The sequence below is a fragment of the uncultured Croceicoccus sp. genome (assembly GCF_947496385.1).
Classification (GTDB): Bacteria; Pseudomonadota; Alphaproteobacteria; order Sphingomonadales; family Sphingomonadaceae; genus Croceicoccus.
Genome location: NZ_CANMCP010000001.1, coordinates 547,333 through 565,745, shown reverse-complemented (window position 1 = coordinate 565,745; position 18,413 = coordinate 547,333). Strand labels below are relative to the sequence as shown.

16 protein-coding genes are annotated in these 18,413 nt (G+C 66.2%); 13 read left to right on the top strand and 3 right to left on the bottom strand.

The window, feature by feature from the left end; translation table 11 throughout:
• Nucleotides 1-81 precede the first annotated feature (81 nt).
• Nucleotides 82-879 carry a hypothetical protein gene (locus tag Q0897_RS02685; RefSeq protein WP_299307360.1) on the bottom strand — a complete coding sequence of 266 codons (798 nt, stop codon included), beginning with the start codon at nucleotides 877-879 and terminating at the stop codon, nucleotides 82-84.
• Between the two features lie 172 nt (nucleotides 880-1,051).
• Here Q0897_RS02685 and Q0897_RS02680 point away from each other — a divergent pair, with 172 nt between their 5' ends.
• From Q0897_RS02680 to Q0897_RS02655, 6 genes are read left to right on the top strand one after another with little or no spacing between them, the layout of a single operon-like run.
• Complete coding sequence (locus Q0897_RS02680) at nucleotides 1,052-1,753, top strand: DUF4129 domain-containing protein (RefSeq protein WP_299307359.1); 702 nt, start codon at nucleotides 1,052-1,054, stop codon at nucleotides 1,751-1,753.
• On the top strand, nucleotides 1,750-3,039 hold the full coding sequence (locus tag Q0897_RS02675; protein WP_299307358.1) for a hypothetical protein: 1,290 nt from the start codon (nucleotides 1,750-1,752) through the stop codon (nucleotides 3,037-3,039). The genes Q0897_RS02680 and Q0897_RS02675 overlap by 4 nt, the downstream gene beginning before the upstream one ends.
• Nucleotides 3,036-3,992, top strand: a complete 957-nt coding sequence (locus Q0897_RS02670; RefSeq protein WP_299307357.1) for a MoxR family ATPase — start codon at nucleotides 3,036-3,038, stop codon at nucleotides 3,990-3,992. Before Q0897_RS02675 ends, Q0897_RS02670 begins: the two co-directional genes overlap by 4 nt.
• Nucleotides 3,989-5,302 (top strand): DUF58 domain-containing protein, encoded by a 1,314-nt coding sequence (locus Q0897_RS02665; RefSeq protein WP_299307356.1) that lies wholly within the window; start codon nucleotides 3,989-3,991, stop codon nucleotides 5,300-5,302. The genes Q0897_RS02670 and Q0897_RS02665 overlap by 4 nt, the downstream gene beginning before the upstream one ends.
• Nucleotides 5,299-6,318: a stage II sporulation protein M gene (locus Q0897_RS02660; RefSeq protein ID WP_299307355.1), complete on the top strand. Its 1,020-nt coding sequence runs from the start codon at nucleotides 5,299-5,301 to the stop codon at nucleotides 6,316-6,318. Before Q0897_RS02665 ends, Q0897_RS02660 begins: the two co-directional genes overlap by 4 nt.
• Nucleotides 6,315-7,181 (top strand): RDD family protein, encoded by an 867-nt coding sequence (locus Q0897_RS02655; RefSeq protein ID WP_299307354.1) that lies wholly within the window; start codon nucleotides 6,315-6,317, stop codon nucleotides 7,179-7,181. The genes Q0897_RS02660 and Q0897_RS02655 overlap by 4 nt, the downstream gene beginning before the upstream one ends.
• A 10-nt stretch (nucleotides 7,182-7,191) precedes the next feature.
• Here Q0897_RS02655 and Q0897_RS02650 read toward each other — a convergent pair whose 3' ends face one another.
• Complete coding sequence (locus tag Q0897_RS02650) at nucleotides 7,192-7,578, bottom strand: MerR family DNA-binding transcriptional regulator (RefSeq protein WP_299307353.1); 387 nt, start codon at nucleotides 7,576-7,578, stop codon at nucleotides 7,192-7,194.
• A gap of 242 nt (nucleotides 7,579-7,820) precedes the next feature.
• Here Q0897_RS02650 and Q0897_RS02645 point away from each other — a divergent pair, with 242 nt between their 5' ends.
• Genes Q0897_RS02645 through Q0897_RS02635 form a run of 3 tightly spaced genes read left to right on the top strand, consistent with a single transcriptional unit; the run spans nucleotide 7,821 to nucleotide 13,088 of the window.
• Nucleotides 7,821-8,957 carry a thiolase family protein gene (locus Q0897_RS02645; protein ID WP_299307352.1) on the top strand — a complete coding sequence of 379 codons (1,137 nt, stop codon included), beginning with the start codon at nucleotides 7,821-7,823 and terminating at the stop codon, nucleotides 8,955-8,957.
• Entirely contained in the window at nucleotides 8,957-11,281 is a 2,325-nt protein-coding gene (locus tag Q0897_RS02640; protein ID WP_299307578.1) for a 3-hydroxyacyl-CoA dehydrogenase/enoyl-CoA hydratase family protein, read from the top strand. The genes Q0897_RS02645 and Q0897_RS02640 overlap by 1 nt, the downstream gene beginning before the upstream one ends.
• Nucleotides 11,282-11,291: 10 nt before the next feature.
• Nucleotides 11,292-13,088 (top strand): acyl-CoA dehydrogenase C-terminal domain-containing protein, encoded by a 1,797-nt coding sequence (locus Q0897_RS02635; protein ID WP_299307351.1) that lies wholly within the window; start codon nucleotides 11,292-11,294, stop codon nucleotides 13,086-13,088.
• Nucleotides 13,089-13,193: 105 nt separating this feature from the next.
• Here Q0897_RS02635 and glpK read toward each other — a convergent pair whose 3' ends face one another.
• On the bottom strand, nucleotides 13,194-14,735 hold the full coding sequence (glpK, locus tag Q0897_RS02630; RefSeq protein ID WP_299307350.1) for a glycerol kinase GlpK: 1,542 nt from the start codon (nucleotides 14,733-14,735) through the stop codon (nucleotides 13,194-13,196).
• Between the two features lie 157 nt (nucleotides 14,736-14,892).
• On the opposite strand from glpK, the gene Q0897_RS02625 reads away from it, so the two are divergent.
• The 4 genes from Q0897_RS02625 to Q0897_RS02610 all read left to right on the top strand — a co-directional run bounded on the left by Q0897_RS02625 (nucleotide 14,893) and on the right by Q0897_RS02610 (nucleotide 18,380).
• Complete coding sequence (locus Q0897_RS02625) at nucleotides 14,893-15,726, top strand: pirin family protein (protein WP_299307349.1); 834 nt, start codon at nucleotides 14,893-14,895, stop codon at nucleotides 15,724-15,726.
• 149 nt (nucleotides 15,727-15,875) lie between these two features.
• Entirely contained in the window at nucleotides 15,876-16,301 is a 426-nt protein-coding gene (locus Q0897_RS02620) for a hypothetical protein (protein WP_299307348.1), read from the top strand.
• Between the two features lie 110 nt (nucleotides 16,302-16,411).
• On the top strand, nucleotides 16,412-16,738 hold the full coding sequence (locus Q0897_RS02615; RefSeq protein ID WP_366519891.1) for a UrcA family protein: 327 nt from the start codon (nucleotides 16,412-16,414) through the stop codon (nucleotides 16,736-16,738).
• Nucleotides 16,739-16,817: 79 nt separating this feature from the next.
• Complete coding sequence (locus tag Q0897_RS02610; protein ID WP_299307347.1) at nucleotides 16,818-18,380, top strand: tetratricopeptide repeat-containing sulfotransferase family protein; 1,563 nt, start codon at nucleotides 16,818-16,820, stop codon at nucleotides 18,378-18,380.
• Nucleotides 18,381-18,413: the final 33 nt, after the last annotated feature.

The window sequence follows — 18,413 nt, the reverse complement described above, 5'->3', positions numbered from 1 at the left end:
TGGGGGATGCGGCGCTTTTCACATTGGCGATGCAGGCGCTGTCACCCGGAATGCCCGCGGCTGGGGTAAGAACGCCGGGCCTCAGGAAAAGATATCCTCCAGCTCCGCCACATCCGGCCCTTCCTCCAATTCGCGCAATTGTATGAAGAGCGCGGTCACGAGGATCGCGCCGACCATGTTGACGAGACCGGTAATCAGGCCATTGATCGCGGCGGCCACCCACAAACCCGATCCCGATATCGCGTCCGGTGCCCCCGTTAACATCACGATCGCGGCGCCCAGAATGCCGCCCCCGACCATCGACGCCACGAACAACAGCAGGAACAGTCCGAAAATCGACCAGCGATGCCCCTTCGTCAGCCGGCGGCTGCGGCCGAACGCCCCGATCACGCCGCTGCGTTCGAGCACGAGGGCGGGCACCGCGACCGACCACATGACGATGAGCACGATCCCCGGCACGATGAACAGCATGAACCCGCCGAAAATGCCCAATATGTAGAGGATGAGGAAACCGAGCAGCGGCAGCACGACCGAGGCGGCACCGGCGATGCTCTGCCCGAACGCCGCACGCTCCCCGCGCAGCGACCGGTAGCTCGCCTGCACCAGCGCGGCCTGCACCAGGAGATAGGAGGCGAGGTTCACGAGATAGGCGATCGCCACCGCGCCGATGACCCCGTACCCGTCATCATCGCCGAGCCCGCCGGCAATGCGCGCCTCGAACAGGCTCCACACGAAAAGAGGCACCGCCCCGAAAACGAGCGTGAGAGCAAGCAGGGTCGCACCATCGCGGCGCAACGCACGCGGCACGGATTTCAGCGCGTCGCCAATGGAAAGATGCCCCTGCGTCCGATAGTCCCCGACCGCCATTTCGTCCGTCACGCGCCGCTCCCCCAAGATAATCCCCATCGGGTGCCAAGCAGGCTGCCGGCTGTCCAGCGATAATTGCGGCGGGGCGTGTGCCGCCCACACTTGAACCCGGCGCGGCATCGGCTACTCTGCGCCGATGGCGAGGTGCATGGGCCGGACCACAGACCATCGGGGCGCGTTTTTCATGGCATCAGCATCAGGGGCGCCCGACCCGTCGATGGGCGACGCGACATTTCGCGAGGCGCATCGCGAACTCGTGAACGGGGGCGAGGTTCAATTCTCCTTCGACCCGGCGACCGAGCCGCCCACGACGCCCGAATGGCTTCGCGCGGTGGGGCGCGCCATTGCCGATGCGCTGGAAACGATCGGCGCCGGGATCATGTGGCTGTTTTCATGGCTTCCGGAGGCGCCCTATGCACGTGTGCTGCTCGTGGTGCTGCTCGCGGCGCTTGCGATCCTCGCCGTGTGGATCGTGGCGGCGCGCATTCGCTCGGGGGCGTGGCGTTGGCCCCGGCGCGCGGGGCGCGATGCGGGCACGGAGGATGACGAGGGCTGGACCCCGGCGGAGGAGCCGGCCCGCGCCTGGCTGAACGAGGCGGATCGGCTCGCCGCCGATGGCCGCTATGGCGAGGCGGTGCATCGGCTACTCCTGCGCAGCGTGGAGGATATCGCCCGGTGGCGGCCCGGCGCGGTGCGCCCGTCCTCGACCAGCCGCGATCTTGCCGGGGCGCCTGCCCTTCCCCCCGCGGCGCGCGGCGCGTTCGCGCAGATCGCGGGCCTCGTCGAACGCAGCCTGTTCGGTGGGCGGGCGCTGTCGCTGTCGGACTGGAGCCGGGCGCGGGATGCCTATGCCGGCTTCGCCCTCCCCTCGGATAACGCGCGATGAGCGACATCGCCATCGGCCATACGGCGCAACGCAGCCCCTTTCGCCGGGGGGCCGTCGTCCTGCTCGTCGCGGCGGGGGTGCTGGGCTTCGTGCTGCTCCTGCTGCTGGCGGCCTATGCGCCCGAACGGCGGGGACTGGATAACGGGCGGGCCAATGCGCTTTCGAATAGCGCGGTGGGGTTTCGCGGGCTGTTCCTGTTGGCGGAGGCGACGGGGCGGGCGCCCGTGCTGGTCCGCAACGACCGGCAATGGGATGGCGACGGCCTGCTCATCCTCACCCCCGAAAGCGGCTATACCAATCTTGGGGAAAGCACGAACCGGGGCCGGCCCACGCTCGTCGTCTTTCCCAAATGGCAGATCGAACCCCTGAAAGAGCGTGACGGCTGGACCAGCACGCCCGGCCCCCTCCCTGCCGAAGATCCGGAAACCGTGCTCGCCCCGGCGATACGATACGATATCGAGCGACACGCCACGAATGGCGAACCGCTGGCGGTATCGGGGCTTTCGCAAGAGTTCCGCTTCGATGCTCCGCGCATGCTACAGGTCTTGGTGAACGATCGTTTCGCGAGCGATGAGGACGAGAACGCCGATCGTGACCGCCCGGGTGCCCCGGCCGATGCCCGCGACCGCGTGTTCGAACCGCTCATCACCGATGGGCGCGGCGGGATCGTGCTGGGCCGGATCGGGCATCTCTTCGTGCTTTCGGACCCGGATCTCATCAACAATATCGGCATGCGCGACGCGGCCAATGCGCGCGCCGCCCTCGCCCTACTCGACATCCTGCAGGCGGATGGTTCGCGAGACCCGGACGATGCGACCGGCATGTTGATGTTCGACGTCACGCGCAATGGCTTTGCCGTGACGGCCAGCCCCCTGCGCCTGCTGTTCGAACCGCCGCTGCTGGCCATGACGCTCGGCCTGCTCGTGCTGATGGGGATGGTCGGGCTGCGCGCCCTCGCCCCGTTTGGCGAACCTGTGGCACGTGCCCGCGCGCTGCCCTTCGGCAAGGCCGCGCTCGCCGACAGCAGCGCCGCCATGATGCGCAAGGCGAACCGCACGCACCGGCTCGGCACGCGCTATGCCGATGCGATCCGGTTACAGGCTCGGCGCATGTTCGCCATACCCGCGCATATCCGGGGCGAGGCGCTCGACGCCCGGCTCGACCGGATGAACCGCCGGGACGATTTCACCGCCCTTGCCGCACGTGCCGCGGCGGCGGACAACGATGCGGAGCTGCTGTCCGCGGCGCGCGCCCTCGATGACTGGAAACGGGAGAAGACGTCTTGACCATTGACGAATTGCAGGCACTGTCCGGCGCGATAAGGGCCGAGGTCGGCAAGGCCGTCGTCGGTCAGGACGAAACCTTGCGGCTGATGCTGATCGCACTGTTTTCGCGGGGGCACATCCTGCTCGAAGGGCCGCCCGGCACGGCCAAGACCCTGCTCGCCCACAGCTTTGCGCGGGCCAGCGGGATGGATTTCGGGCGCATACAGTTCACGCCCGACCTAATGCCGGCGGATATCATCGGCGCCAACCTGTTCAATTTCCAGACGAGCAGCTTTACCCTCACGCGTGGCCCGATCTTTACCGATCTCCTGCTCGCCGACGAGATCAACCGCACCCCGCCCAAGACGCAGGCCGCCTTGCTGGAGGCGATGCAGGAACGGCACGTCACCATCGACGGCGAGACGATGGATCTCGGCCCGCGCTTCACCGTGATCGCGACGCAGAACCCGATCGAGCAGCAGGGCGTCTATCCGCTGCCGGAGGCGCAGAACGACCGTTTCCTGTTCAAGCAGGTCGTCGGCTATCCCGGCTACGACGAAGAATTGCGCATCATCGCCGGGCATGGCGCGCGCGATGCGAACATGTCGCCGCAGGCATGGGGGGTCGAACGCGTCGCGGACGGGGATGCCATCGGCGCCGCCGTCGCCGCGGTGCGCGAGGTGCGCCTGGCGGAAGAGGTGGTGGATTATATCGCGCGGTTGATCCGCGGATCGCGCGATTCCGCCGATCTCGACGGCGGGGCGTCGCCGCGTGCGGGCGCGATGCTGGCCGGTGCGGCGCGGGCGCATGCCGCGATCGACGGGCGCGATTTCGTCATTCCCGACGATGTGAAGGCGCTCGCCCCTGCGCTGCTGCGGCACCGCCTGCAACTTTCGCCGTCGGCCCAGATTGAGGGCCGCGCGGTCGAGGACGTGGTCCGTTCCATCATCGACGCAATCGAGGCGCCGCGTTGATCTACCCCACCCGGCGCGCGTTGATTGCGGCGGCGGCGGGGCTTCCGCTGGCGCTGTGTATTGCGGTGTTGTGGCCAGGGGTATGGGCGGCGGGGCTCTTGTGGCCGGTCGCGGTGGCGGCGTTGGTGGCGATAGATGCGATCATGGCGCCGTCGCGCCGAACGCTATCCGTCGATGTCGACATGCCGGAAACCGTGTCCGTCGGCCATGCTTTCGACGCGGTGGTCACCTTGCGCTTTGCCGGCAAGGCGCCCGATACGGTGGAGCTTTCACTCGGCCTTCCCCAACATGCGGAGGCGGTGGACGGAGCATCCCGCACGCTCACCCCTTTGGCTGGCGAGGCGAGCGCTGCGTTTGCGCTGCGGCCACAGAGGCGCGGATTGATCGCGGGGCGGCGGGTGTGGCTGCGCTGGACCGGGCCGATGGGGCTGTGCTGGAAACAGATGGTGCACCATACGGATGGCGAAACCGCCGTCCTGCCCGACATCGAAACCGCCCGGCGCAACGGACCGCGCATGTTCGACCGGATTCAGCATAACGGCATGGTCACGCAGATGCTGCGCGGCGAAGGGTCCGATTTCGACAGCCTCGTCGAATTCCGGCCCGGCATGGACCGGCGCGCGATCGACTGGAAACACTCGGCCAGGCATCACGCGCTGCATGCCCGCGAATATCGCACCGAACGCAACAATCAGATCGTCTTTGCCATCGATGCGGGGCGGCAGATGACCGACCCCGTCGCGGGCATGCCGCGCATCGACCGGGCGGTTTCGGCGGCATTGCTCAACGCCTGGCTCGCGCTTCGGCTGGGCGACCGGGTTGCGTTCTTCGGCTTTGACGCGCGGCCCCGGGTGACGAGCGGTTTCGTCGGCGGGCCGTCCGCCTTCGCACAGTTGCAGCAGGTCGCCGCGCGCATCGACTATTCCGCGCAGGAGACCAATTATACGCTGGCGCTGTCCGAATTGTCCGGGCGGGTGCACCGGCGTTCGCTCATCGTGTTGATGACGGAGTTTACCGACGCCATCGCGGCAGGCTTCCTGCTGCGCTCCGCCGCGCAGATCATGCGCAGGCACGTGTTGATGGTCGTCGTATTGCGGGATGAGGAGCTGGAGAGCATGGCCGGCGCGCGGCCCGATACGGCGGACGATATTGCGCGGGCGGTCACCGCCGATGCGCTGCTGCGCGAACGGCTGCTGGTCCTCACGCAGCTGCGCCAGCTTGGCGTCGAGGTGGTCGAGGCCGGGCATGAAAATGTGGCCGAGCGGCTGGTCGAGGCGTATCTTGTCATGAAGCGGGAGAACCGGTTGTGAGCGCATCCCTGCCCGCCCCCGCCCCGGCGCGCGCGCATTCCACCCTTTTCCGCGAGGCGCGCGAGGCGGAGTGGATGCGCCTCGACGCGCTGCTCCAAAGGATCGAGAAACGCTCGATCCGCAGCCTTTCGGACGAGGAGCTGATGGCGCTCCCCGTGCTGTATCGCGCGGCGCTGTCCTCGCTTTCCATAGCGCGTGAAACCGCGCTCGACGCGGCGCTTGTCGCCTTTCTCGAACAGCTTTCCACGCGGGCCTATTTCCATGTCTATGGCGTGCCGGAGACGGGCCGGGCCCAGTTGCGCCGCTTTTTCGCTGCGGGCTGGCCGCGTGCGGTGCGCGCGATCGTCCCCGAAACGCTCGGCGCGCTGGTGTTGAGCGTCATGGGTGCGATCCTCGGTTTTGCGATGGTGACGGGCGATCCGGCATGGTTCTACGCGCTCATCCCCGAAGGGCTTGCGGGAGGGCGCAATCCCGGCGCCTCGGCCGAGGTGCTGCGCGCCGCGCTCTACACCCGGCAGCAGGACGGGTTGAGCGTGTTCGCCGCCTATCTCCTCACCCATAATTCGCAGGTGGCGCTGTTCTGCTTCGCGCTTGGCTTCGCCTTCGGTGCGCCGACGGCCTTGCTGCTGCTTTATAACGGGATGATCCTCGGCGCGTTCTATGCCGTCTATGCAAAGGCGGGGCTGGCGTTCGAGCTGACCGGCTGGCTGATGATCCATGGCACGACCGAGCTGTTCGCGATTCTGCTTGCCGGGGCGGCGGGGTTCCGCATCGGGCGCGCGATCGCCTTTCCCGGCGGGATGCGGCGTATGGATGCCGCGGTTGTGGCCGGACGCACCGCCGGGCCGGTCATGGGCGGGGTGGTCATCATGCTCATCGTGGCCGGCGCGCTCGAAGGGATCGGGCGGCAGCTCGTGACCGCAGATGGCGCGCGCTATGCCATTGCGGCGGGGATGCTGCTGCTCTGGACGGGCTATTTCTACCTCTGGCGGCGTGGGGACGCCGAACGGCGATGAGCCTGACCCGCCCCCATCGCCATCGCTCGCGCACCCGCGATTTCGTCACGCCGGAGGGGGTGAACCTGCGCCTGCGGCTCGCGGGCGGGTCGGAGCGTGCGATCGCCTTTGCCATCGATGCCGCGATCATCGTGGTGGCGCTCATCACCCTGACGATCCTGGCCTCGGCGGTGTTGTCGGGCGGCGGCGGCGAAGCGGCGGCGATCATCTGGCTGATCGGGTTCTTCCTGCTCCGCAATTTCTGGTTCATCGGGTTCGAGAGCGGTCAGCGCGGCGCGACGCCGGGCAAACGGCTGATGAAGCTGCGCGTGGTGGCGCGCGACGGTGCCCGGCTCACCGGCGGGGCGGTCGTCGTGCGCAATGCCATGCGCGAGATCGAGGTGTTTCTCCCCCTGCAATTTTTGGCGGTGGAGGCCGCGACGAGCGATCTCGACGCGCTGATCGGCCTGCTTGGCCTCGCGTGGAGCGGGCTTTTCCTGTTTTTCCCGCTGCTCAATCGCGACCGGATGCGGATCGGCGACCTGCTCGCCGGGACATGGGTGGTGCATGTGCCCGAGGCCCGGCTGCTGCCCGATCTCGCCGCGACGCAGGATGCCGGGCCACGGCGCCATTTCGACGAACGCGCGCTCCGGCTTTACGGGATATATGAATTGCAGACGCTCGAAAAAGTGCTGCGCCAGGGGCGGGAGGACAGCATTTCGCGCGTCGCCGCCACCATCCGGGCCAAGGCGGAAATCCCCGACGATGGCGAGGACGACGCCGCTTTCCTCAACGATTATTACGCCGCGCTCGTCGCCTATCTGGAGAGCGAGCTGGTTATGGGCCGCCCCACCGATACGAAGCATGGACGGCGGACTACGTGAACCGCGGGCGTCACTCCCCCTCGGGTATGCGGGCGCGGGCCTGCTTCTCCATTTCCTTCAGTTCGCGCAGCGTCTGATCGAGTGCGACGCGCTGCGCCTCGAGCTCCTCGACCCTTTCGGCGCAGCGTTCGGCGAGCCGGCGCATCTGTTCGACATGTTGCGGATCGGCGTCGTACAGATCGAGAAATTCCTCGATCTCCCGGAGCGAGAAACCCAGCCGCTTGCCCCGCAGGATCAGTTGCAGGCGCGCGACATCGCGGCGGGCATACACGCGCGTGCCCCCGACGCGGACCGGCTGCACCAGCCCCTTGTCCTCGTAAAAGCGCAGCGTGCGCGTCGTCACGCCCAGACTGTCGGCGACATCCTGAATGCCGCGCAGTGGATTGGTGTCGGCCAAGCTTTCGTTCCCCTCTCCCGCATACCGGAACCCGCGTCCGATCCCGTCCGTTGCCTTGTTGCAGGGTCGCGAGCCGTTTGGAAAGGCGTGTTTTACGATGGCCATTCTCCGTAAAAGTGGGGGGTTGAAAAACCCTGCCCTGATGGTTTACCTATAGGGTAAGCATACGACGCATTGGTTAGCAAGCGGAGAAACCCCGCCGACCCGTGTGCCACGAGTTCGGATCAAAGAGAGGAAATGCAGTGACTGATATCGTCATCGCCGGATATGCCCGGTCCCCCTTCCACCTTGCGAACAAGGGCGATCTGGCCCGCGTGCGGCCCGACGACCTCGCCGCGCAGACGATTCGCGGCCTGATCGAGAAGACCGGCGTGGACGCAGGCAAGGTCGAGGACGTGATCCTGGGTTGCGCCTTTCCCGAGGGCGAGCAGGGCCTGAACGTGGCGCGCATGGTCGTGCTGCTGGCCGATCTTCCGATTTCGGTGGGCGGCATGACGGTGAACCGGTTCTGCGGCTCGTCGATGAGCGCGATCCACATCGCCATGGGGCAGATCGCGATCGGCGCGGGCGATGCCTATATCTGCGCCGGCCTCGAATCCATGAGCCGCGTCCCGATGAGCGGGTTCAACCCCTCCCCCAACCCCGCGCTCGCGAAGAAGACCGCCGGCGCCTACATGGGCATGGGCGAGACGGCGGAGAACGTCGCGACGAAATTCGGCATCACCCGCGACGAACAGGAAGAATTCGCGGTGAAGAGCCAGCAGAAGGCCGCCGCCGCACAGGAATCCGGCAAGTTCGACGGCGAGATCATCGCGATCGAGGGCAAGCAGGGCACCGTATCCAAGGACGGCACGATCCGTGGCGGCACGACGAAGGAGGCTCTGTCCGGCCTGAAACCCGCATTCGACAAGGATGGCACGGTGACCGCCGGCACGTCCTCCCCCCTCACCGACGGCGCATCGGCGACGCTGGTGTGCAGCCGTGAATTCGCCGAGGCGAACGGGCTCGACATCCTCGCCACGATCAAGTCGGTCGCGATCTCGGGCTGCGAGCCGGAGACGATGGGCCTCGGTCCGATCAATGCGTCGAAAAAGGCGATGGAGCGCGCCGGGATCACCGCAGCCGATCTCGACGTGGTGGAACTCAACGAGGCTTTCGCCAGCCAGGCGATTGCGTGCATCCGCGAGCTGGGGCTGAAGGAAGAGACGATCAACATCGACGGCGGCGCGATCGCGCTCGGCCATCCGCTGGGCGCGACGGGTGCGCGCATCACCGGAAAGGCGGCGCAATTGCTGAAGCGCGAAGGCGGCCGCTACGCGCTCGCCACGCAGTGCATCGGTGGCGGCCAGGGCATCGCAACCGTGCTGGAGCGTGCATGATGGCTGAACAAATCAACAAGGTCTGTGTCATCGGCGCGGGCACCATGGGCGCGGGGATCGCGGCGCAAATCGCCAATGCGGGCGTGCCGGTGCTCCTGCTCGACATCGTGAAGGACGGCGAGGCCAATCGCAACGCCATTGCCGAGGGTGCGGTGGCAAAGATGCTCAAGGCCGACCCCGCTCCGTTCATGACGAAATCGGCGGCAAAGCTGGTCGAGACCGGCAATATCGACGACCACCTCGACCGGATCGCCGAGTGCGACTGGGTCGTGGAGGCGATCGTCGAACGGCTCGACATCAAGCAGAAGCTCTATGCCAGGATCGCCGGGGTGAAAAAGGCCGGGACCGCGGTGTCGTCCAACACCTCGACCATTCCGCTGGAAAACCTGGTCGATGGCATGGACGAGCAGTTCCGCCGCGATTTCCTCATCACCCATTTCTTCAACCCGCCGCGCTACATGCGGCTGGTGGAGGTCGTGCGCGGCAAGGCGACCGACGCCGCCACCGCCGACAAGGTGTCCGATTTCCTCGACCGCAAGATGGGCAAGACCGTCGTCGCGGCAAAGGACACGCCCGGCTTCATCGCCAATCGCATCGGCACCTACTGGCTCGCGCTCGCCGTGAATGCCGCGATGGATCAGGGCATCACGGTGGAGGAAGCCGACGCCATCGGCGGCCGCCCGATGGGCGTGCCCAAGACCGGCATTTTCGGCCTGCTCGACCTCATCGGCATCGACCTGATGCCGCTGCTGTCGCAAAGCCTGTCGAGCACGCTTCCGCAAGGCGACCCCTATTTCGACACGGTGCGCGACATGCCGCTGATCGAGAAGATGATCGCCGACGGCTTTACCGGCCGCAAGGGCAAGGGCGGTTTCTACACGCTGAAAAAGGCGACGGGCGGGGGCCGTGAGAAATACGCCATCGATCTGGAAAGCGGCGAATATCGCGCCGCGCGTCCCGCCAGCGTGCCGAAGCATGCGCAGAAGGACCTCACCGCGCTCGTCTCGCTCGACGGGAAGATCGGGCGCTATGCGTGGGAATTGCTGGGCCACGTGCTGTCCTATTCCGCCATGCTGGTGGGCGAGGCCGCGGACAATGTCGTCGCGATCGACGATGCGATGAAGCTCGGATATAACTGGAAGCACGGTCCGTTCGAACTGATCGACCGGCTCGGCCCCGGCTATCTCGCGAAACGCCTGCGCGAGGAAGGGCGCGACGTGCCCAAAATCCTCGACGTGGCGGGCGACCGTCCGTTCTACCGGATCGAGGATGGCAAGCGGCAATATCTGACGGCCGAGGGCGAATATCGCGACATCGTGCGGCCCGAGGGCGTGCTCCTGCTTGAAGATATCAAGCTTGCCTCCAAACCGCTGGCCAAGAACGGTTCGGCGGCGATCTGGGACATTGGCGACGGTGTTCTCGCGCTCGAATTTACAGCGAAGATGAACGCGCTGGACGAACAGGTCATGAAGATGATCGGCAAGGCCATCGGCATGGTCCGCGATGGGCGCAAGGCGCTCGTCATCTATAACGAAGGCAGCAATTTTTCCGTCGGCGCCAATCTCGGCCTTGCCATGTTCGCGGTGAATATCGCGGCGTGGAGCGAGATCGACAAGCTGATCCGCGCCGGACAGGATGCGTACAAGGCGCTGAAATACGCGCCCTTCCCCGTGGTGTCGGCGCCGGCCGGGCTGGCGCTTGGCGGCGGGTGCGAGATCCTGATGCATTCCGACGCGGTGCAGGCACATGCCGAAACCTATACCGGGCTTGTCGAATGCGGCGTCGGGCTGGTCCCCGGATGGGGCGGCAATGGCGAATATCTCTCCCGCCTGATGAACAGCCCGAAAATGCCGCGCGGCCCGATGCCCGCCCTGTCCAAGGCGTTCGAGACGATTTCCACCGCGCAGGTCGCCAAATCGGCGGCGCAGGCGAAGGAAATGGCGTTCCTGCGCCCCGACGACGTCATCACCATGAACAGGGACCGCCTGCTCGCCGATGCGAAGGCGAAAGCCTTGTCGCTTGTCGATGGCTACACCCCGCCGGAGAAGCCGGTGTATCGCCTGCCGGGCGATACCGGCCGCGCGGCGGTGGATCTCGCCGTCAGCGATTTTCACAAGAAAGGCGTTGCGACCGATTACGATACGGTCGTGGCCAAGCGGCTAGCCCACGTGCTGACCGGGGGCGACACCGACATGCAGGACGAGGTCAGCGAAGACCAGCTGCTCAAGCTGGAGCGCGAGGCATTCATGGAATGCGTGCGCGACCCCCGCACGCAGGCCCGGGTCGAGCATATGCTCGAAACCGGCAAGCCCCTGCGCAACTAAGGAAACGACCATGCAGACTTATGAAGCACCCCTTCGCGACATGCGTTTCGTGTTGCACGAATTGTTCACCGACGACGGTTTCGGCGGGATCGCCAAGCATGCCGATTTCGACGATGACCTGCTGAACGCCATCCTCGACGAGGCGGCGAAGACAACGCGCGACATCCTCCTCCCCCTCAACGCCAGCGGCGACCACGAAGGTTGCACGCTCGAAAACGGGGTGGTCCGCACGCCCAAGGGGTTCAAGGACGCCTACGATCAGTTCGTCGAGGCCGGATGGGCCGCGCTCGCCTCCGACCCCGAGTGGGGCGGACAGGGCCTTCCCGAACGGATCAACAAGCTGGTCGAGGAGATGATCTGCGCGACCAACCTGTCGTTCAGCCTGTATCCCGGCCTCACCCACGGCGCGACCACCGCGCTGGAGGCGCACGGCTCCGACACGCTGAAGCAGAAATATCTGCCCAAGATGGTGAGCGGCGAATGGTCGGGCACGATGTGTCTGACGGAATCGCATTGCGGCACCGACCTCGGCATGCTGCGCACGAAGGCGGAACCGAACGAGGACGGCAGCTACAACGTCACCGGGGCGAAGATATTCATCTCGTCCGGCGATCACGACCTCACCGACAATATCATCCATCTCGTGCTGGCCCGCCTGCCCGATGCGCCGAAGGGCGTGAAGGGCATCAGCCTGTTCCTCGTGCCGAAATACCAGGTCGACGAGGAAAACCGCATCGGGCCGTCCAATGGCGTGTCCGTCTCCGCGATCGAGCACAAGATGGGCCTCAAGGCGTCCGCCACCTGTCAGCTGAATTTCGACGGGTCGAAGGGCTGGCTCGTGGGCAAGCCGAACAAGGGGCTGGCCGCGATGTTCACCATGATGAACCAGGAACGGCTCTCGGTCGGTATCCAGGGGCTCGGCATCAATGAAATCGCGTATCAGTCCGCGGTCTACTACGCGAAGGACCGCATTCAGGGCCGCAGCCTTTCGGGTGCGAAGAACCCCGATCAGGCCGCCGACCCCATCATCGTGCATCCCGACGTGCGCCGCATGCTGATGACCATGCGCGTCTATGCCGAAGGGTGCCGCGCGCTGGGTCAATGGACGTCGCGTGCGCTCGACGCGAGCGAGCATGCCGACGATCCGGAGGTGAAGGCCCGCGCGACCGATTTCGTCGCGCTGATGACGCCGGTGGTGAAGGCGCTGTTCACCGACCTTGCCTTCGATGCGGCCAACATGGGCATTCAGACCTATGGCGGGCACGGCTACATCGTGGAATCGGGCGTGGAGCAATTCGTGCGCGACGCCCGCATTGCGCAGATCTACGAAGGCACCAACGGCATTCAGGCTCTCGACCTCGTCGGGCGCAAGATGCCGGACCGGATGGGCCGCAACATGCGCCCGTTCTTCCATGCGGTGTCCAACCTTCTGGAGGATATGGCCGGCACGGATGACAAGCTTCTGGCCGGGATGGTCGGCGGGATGCAGCAGGCGTTCGGCGCGTTGCAGCTCACCACCGGCACCATTGCGCAAAAGGGCATGAAGGATCCAGAGGAAGCAGGCGCCGCGGCGACCGATTACCTTCGCATGCTGGGCCTTGTCGGCATGGGCTATTGCTTCCTCAAATCGGCGAAGATCGCGACCGAACGGCTCGCCGAGGCAACGGGCGATGCGGAGTTCTACAAGAACAAGCTCAATAGCGCGCGCTTCTTCATGGACCGCGTCCTGCCCGAGGTGACGGCGAAATTCCTCGCCATCAAGAGCGGCAAGGATTCCATGATGGCGATGCAGGCCGACGCGTTCTGAACGCGGCTGTCTGACGGTGCCTGTCATTCGGCGCGGAGGCCCCTGACCTTCGCGTCGCGGGCGCGCGGAGCCATTCGCTCCGCGCGCCCTTGTTACGTCTCGGCCTTACGTTCCGGCCTGCCGCGATCGCGTGCGTGCCACCGCATCGTGCCAGCCCTCGATGCGGGCGGCGCGCAAGTCGGCCTTCATGTTCGGCTGAAACGCACGCTCGCGCCGCCGCACATGGGCGAGCGAGGCGAGATCGGGCCACAGCCCCACGCCCAGCCCGGCCAGAAACGCCGCACCCAGCGCCGTCGTTTCCAGATCGTCCGGCCGGTCCACGGGAACATCCGCAACGTCGGCGATGAACTGACACAGCCAGTCGTTCGCCGCCATCCCCCCGTCGATGCGCAGCACACGCGGCATCGTGCCGCCATCGTCGCGCATCGCGGTGATGAGATCGAGCGTCTGATACGCCACGGCCTCCAGCGTGGCACGCGCCAGATGCGCGGGCCGGGTGTCGAGCGTGAGGCCATAGATCGCCCCCCGCGCGCCCGCGTCCCAGTGCGGCGCGCCCAGCCCGGCAAAGGCCGGAACCATGTAAACCCCGTGACTGTCGGGCACGCTTTGCGCCAGCGCCTGCGTATCGCCCGCCCGCTCGATCAGCCCGACCCCGTCGCGCAGCCATTTCACCGCCGCACCCGCCGCGAAGATCGATCCCTCCAGCGCATAGGCGGTCCGCCCCGCAATGCGATACGCCGGCGTGGTCAGCAGGCGATGGCCCGACGTCACCGGCGTATCGCCCGTGTGCAGCAACATGAAGCACCCGGTGCCGTAGGTCGCCTTGACCGAACCCGCCTCGAAGCAGGTTTGCCCGATGAGTGCGGCCTGCTGATCCCCCGCCATGCCGGCGATTGGGATGGACCGTTCGAACAGGCCGGGCGCGGTGGTGCCGAATGCATGGTCATTGTCGTGGACCGCCGGCAATATCGCCATCGGTATCCGGAACATCCGGCAAAGCTCCGCGTCCCAGCATTGGCGGTGAATGTCGAACAGCATGGTGCGCGATGCATTGGTGATGTCGGTCTTGTGCACCGTCCCGCCGGTGAGGTGCCACAGGATGAAACTGTCCATCGTGCCTGCGCACAGCTTGCCGCGTTCGGCCCTCTCCCGCGCGCCGGCGACATTGTCGAGGATCCAGGCGATCTTCGTCGCACTGAAATAAGGGTGGATGAGCAGGCCGGTGCGCGCGGTGACGCACGCCCCATGTCCGTCCTTGACCATATGTGCGCAGGCGGCGGCGCTGCGCCGGTCCTGCCACACGATGGCGTTGTGGATCGGTTCTCCCGTGTCGCGGTCCCACACCACGCTGGTCTCGCGTTGATTGGCGATGCCGATCGCGGCGATGTCCTCGGCGCAAAGCCTACTCGCCGCCAACGCCTGGCGCGCGGTGTCGAGCGCGTTCTTCCAGATTTCCATCGCATCGTGCTCGACCCTGTCGCGGCCGGGGTAATGCTGAATATGCTCCACCTGCGCCGATGCGACCGCATGGCCGCGTGCGTCGAACACGATGCTGCGGGTGGATGTCGTGCCCTGATCGATGGCCAGGATATGATCGTTTGCGATTGTGCCGTCTCCCCTTGGCGCAGGATGGCGGCGCGGGCGCATGCGGGCAAGCGGTTCGTGGCCATTTCTCCGCCCCCCCACCTTGGAAAACCATGGGCGAGCGACCAGATGGGACGTCCTCTTCCAAACTTTGCAAACAGCCGAGATCCACGATGCAGCGCACCGCCCTTTCCGCAAGCCCCTTCCCCGCGAGGCACGCATGACCGCGCGGCGCCTCCTCTCGCTCCACACCGCGATGCAGGATGATATCGGCGATCTCGTCACGCGCTGCCCGGTGCCCGGCCCCGGCCTGCCGCAGGTCGATCCGTTCCTGTTTCTCAACCACCACGGCCCGCAGACCTACCCGCCGAACAGCAATGGCCTGCCCTTCGGTCCGCATCCCCATCGCGGGTTCGAAACGGTGACCTTCATCATCACCGGCAGCCTCGCCCACAGCGACAGCGCGACCGGGGAAAGCATCGTCGAGGCCGGCGGCACGCAATGGATGACCGCCGGGCGCGGTCTCGTTCATGCCGAGCTTTCGCCCGAAAGCTTCAAGAAGAGCGGCGGCCCGGTCGAATTCCTGCAATTGTGGGTCAACCTGCCCGCCCGGCTGAAGATGACGGAGCCGGGCTATATCGGCGCGGACGCGGCGGATATTCCCGACATCGCGATGGCGCCGGGGGTGACATGGCGGCCCGTATCGGGGCCGGACGGTGCGCCGGTTCAATCACTGACCGGGGTGGTGGTCGGGACGGTGGAGATGGAGCCGGGCACGCGCGCTACTTTCCCCGCGCCTGCCGGCCGGAACGTGCTGTTCTATACCGTGCGCGGCGCGGCGACCGTCGGCGGCGAGGTGGTTCCCGAATACACCCTCGCCCGGATAAGCGATGGGGACACGGTCGAGGTCGAAAGCGCCGACGGGTGCCTGATCCTCTATGGCCATGCCGATCCCATCGGCGAGCCGGTCGTCGCACATGGCCCCTTCGTCATGAACACGCGCGAGGAAATATCGCAGGCGATCCGCGATTATCAGACCGGCGTCATCCGGTGACGCGCGGGACGCCCCCGCCCGCCATTTGGATAATACCATTGACGAGGGTGGTAATACAGGTAAGCTGTAGCCCATAAGAACGACAAGCGCGTGGGAGAGATTCAATCGCCGCCGCAGCCAGATACGGCGCGGCGGAAGGAGATTTCTTCATGGATCGCATCCTGTCACGCCCCCTCCCCCGCATCGCGCCCCGGCACGGCCGCATCGCCGCCGCGCTGTTCGCGATGGCCACGGCCGGCGCCGTGCCGACGCAGGCTTTCGGCGATGACGATCCGGTCACGCGGCTCGTCCGCTGCGGCGAGGCGAGCTGCCTCATGGTGTCCGGGCGCCGTGACGATCCGGCAGCAATCGTGAAGGTGAACGGGCGCCCCGTGTTCGTCGAGGGCGGCAAGGGATGGAAACTGCGGCTGTCGCTAGACACGCTGCGCGAATGGTCGGACGGACCGGCGCGCACGATCGCGGTATCGCTCCATGCCCCGGACCGCAGCACGAAGGACGTGGCCATCGTCGACCTGCCCATCGGCGTGCTCGGCGACACGACCGACCTCGACACGTTGAGGGTTCGCGTACGATAACCATGCCCCTTGCGTTTCATGGCCGCGGGCTGCGTGTTGCCAATGGCGGCGCGGCACCCTATATTCCTGCCATCCGCCGAAGAGCGGCGTTTTGATGTTTGCAGGAGAGTATGATGAAAAAAGGCCTCATGGTCATGGCCGCGTGCGCGCTGGCCGGTACCGCATCGACGGCAATGGCCGATCCGTTCGTTCAGGAAAGCGCGACCTTGCATCTCGACGGGATCAACCTGTCGACCGTAGAGGGACAGCGCAGCCTAGCGATCCGTATGGACGCGGCCGCCAATGCCGTTTGCGGAGAGGGGCTGGACCGTGTCCACCTGAAACTTCACGCACAGGCCGAAGAATGCCGGGTCGCGGTAAAGCAGGACATTCGCAATCAGATCGAGCAGCGTATGGCCGCACGCTCGACATCCACCGTTCTGGCTCTGCGCGACTGATTCATGGCCGCGCGTCGGGGCGCGTGATCCCGATGGGCGGCATGGCATTGATCGGTCCCTGGCAAGGGCGGCGCGCCTCGTGACTCTCGCGTCGGAGGCGCGGAACGCACTTGCGCGGGGCGATCTTGCGGCGGCGTCGCGCGCGGCCGATGCGTTGATCGCGGACAGGCCGGACGATGCGGACGGCTATTTCCTGCTTGGCATTGCCGCTGCGGAAGCGGGCCGGATCGCGAAGGCGGTGCCCCTGCTCGAATCCGCCGTCGCACGGGGCGACGATCCCGAACATTGCGCGCAGCTTGCCCGCCTGCTCATCCTGATGCGCCGCGATGGCGACGCCGCGGCCATGGCCCGGCGCGCGCTGGACCTCAACCCACGCGATGCGCGCACCTTCGACACGATCGGTTGCGTGCTCGTCAGGCTGGGCGATCATGCGCGCGCGATCGCACCTTTCACCGCCGCGGTGGAGGCGGAACCCGACAATCTCGACTATCGCTACAACCTGGCCGCCGCGCTCGGCTTTACAGGTGCGGTCGAGGATGCGCGCGTCCATTACGAATACGTCCTCGGAATCGACCCTGAAAATGGCCGCACGCATTACGCACTCGCCATTCTGTCGCGGCAGACGCGCAGCGACAACCATGTCGATCGGCTGAAAACCGCATTGGGCGCGGCGCGAAGCGAGGACGACGCCCTGCGCATCCGCTACGCCTTGGCAAAGGAGCTGGAGGATCTCGGCGAGGTCGAAGCGTTTCGCCATTTGGCCGATGCCAATGCCCGGCACGCGCGCAATATCCGTTACGATTTCGCGCAGGACGCCGCGATCTTCGACGCGATCGAACAATGCTTTGCCGATGACGGCGGCCATGGCGCGGGACAGCCGATGGGGAGCCGCGCGCCCCTCTTCGTCGTGGGCATGCCGCGGACCGGCACGACTTTGGTCGACCGGATCCTGTCGTCGCATCCCGACGTCGTTTCCGCCGGGGAGTTACAGGCGATGCCGCTCGGCGTAAAACGGTTGAGCCAGACGGCGTCGCGCGTCATCATCGATCCCGAAACCATCCGCGCGAGCCGGCATATCGACCCCGCGCAACTCGCCAGCCATTACATGGCACAGGCGCAGCACCACCGGATGGACGACACGCGGCGCTTCGTCGACAAGCTGCCCGCCAATTTCCTGTATATCGGGCATATCGCGCGCAGTTTCCCCGACGCGCCGATCGTGTGCCTGCGCCGCAATCCGATGGACACGGTGTGGAGCAATTTCAAGAATCTGTTCGCCAGCCGCTCGCCCTATTACGCCTATTCCTACGACCTGATGGCGACGGCACGCTATTATGCGCGGTTCGACAGGCTCATGCGGTTCTGGGATCGCGTCTTTCCCGGCCGTGTCCTGCAATTGTCGTATGAGGCGCTGGTGACGGCGCAGGAAGCCAGAACGCGGGAGCTGCTGTCGTTTTGCAGGCTGGAGTGGGACGCGGCATGCCTGTCCTTTCACGAGAACAAGGCCGCCGTCGCGACGCCCAGCGCGGCGCAGGTCCGCCGCCCGATCAATAGCGACGGCATGGGTAAATGGCGGACCCATGCCGACGCCCTGGAACCGGTCCGCCGCTGGTTCGAGGACCAGGGGATCGAAACCGGTTGACGGGCGGGACCGGCGCCCGACGCGCCGCCCCGC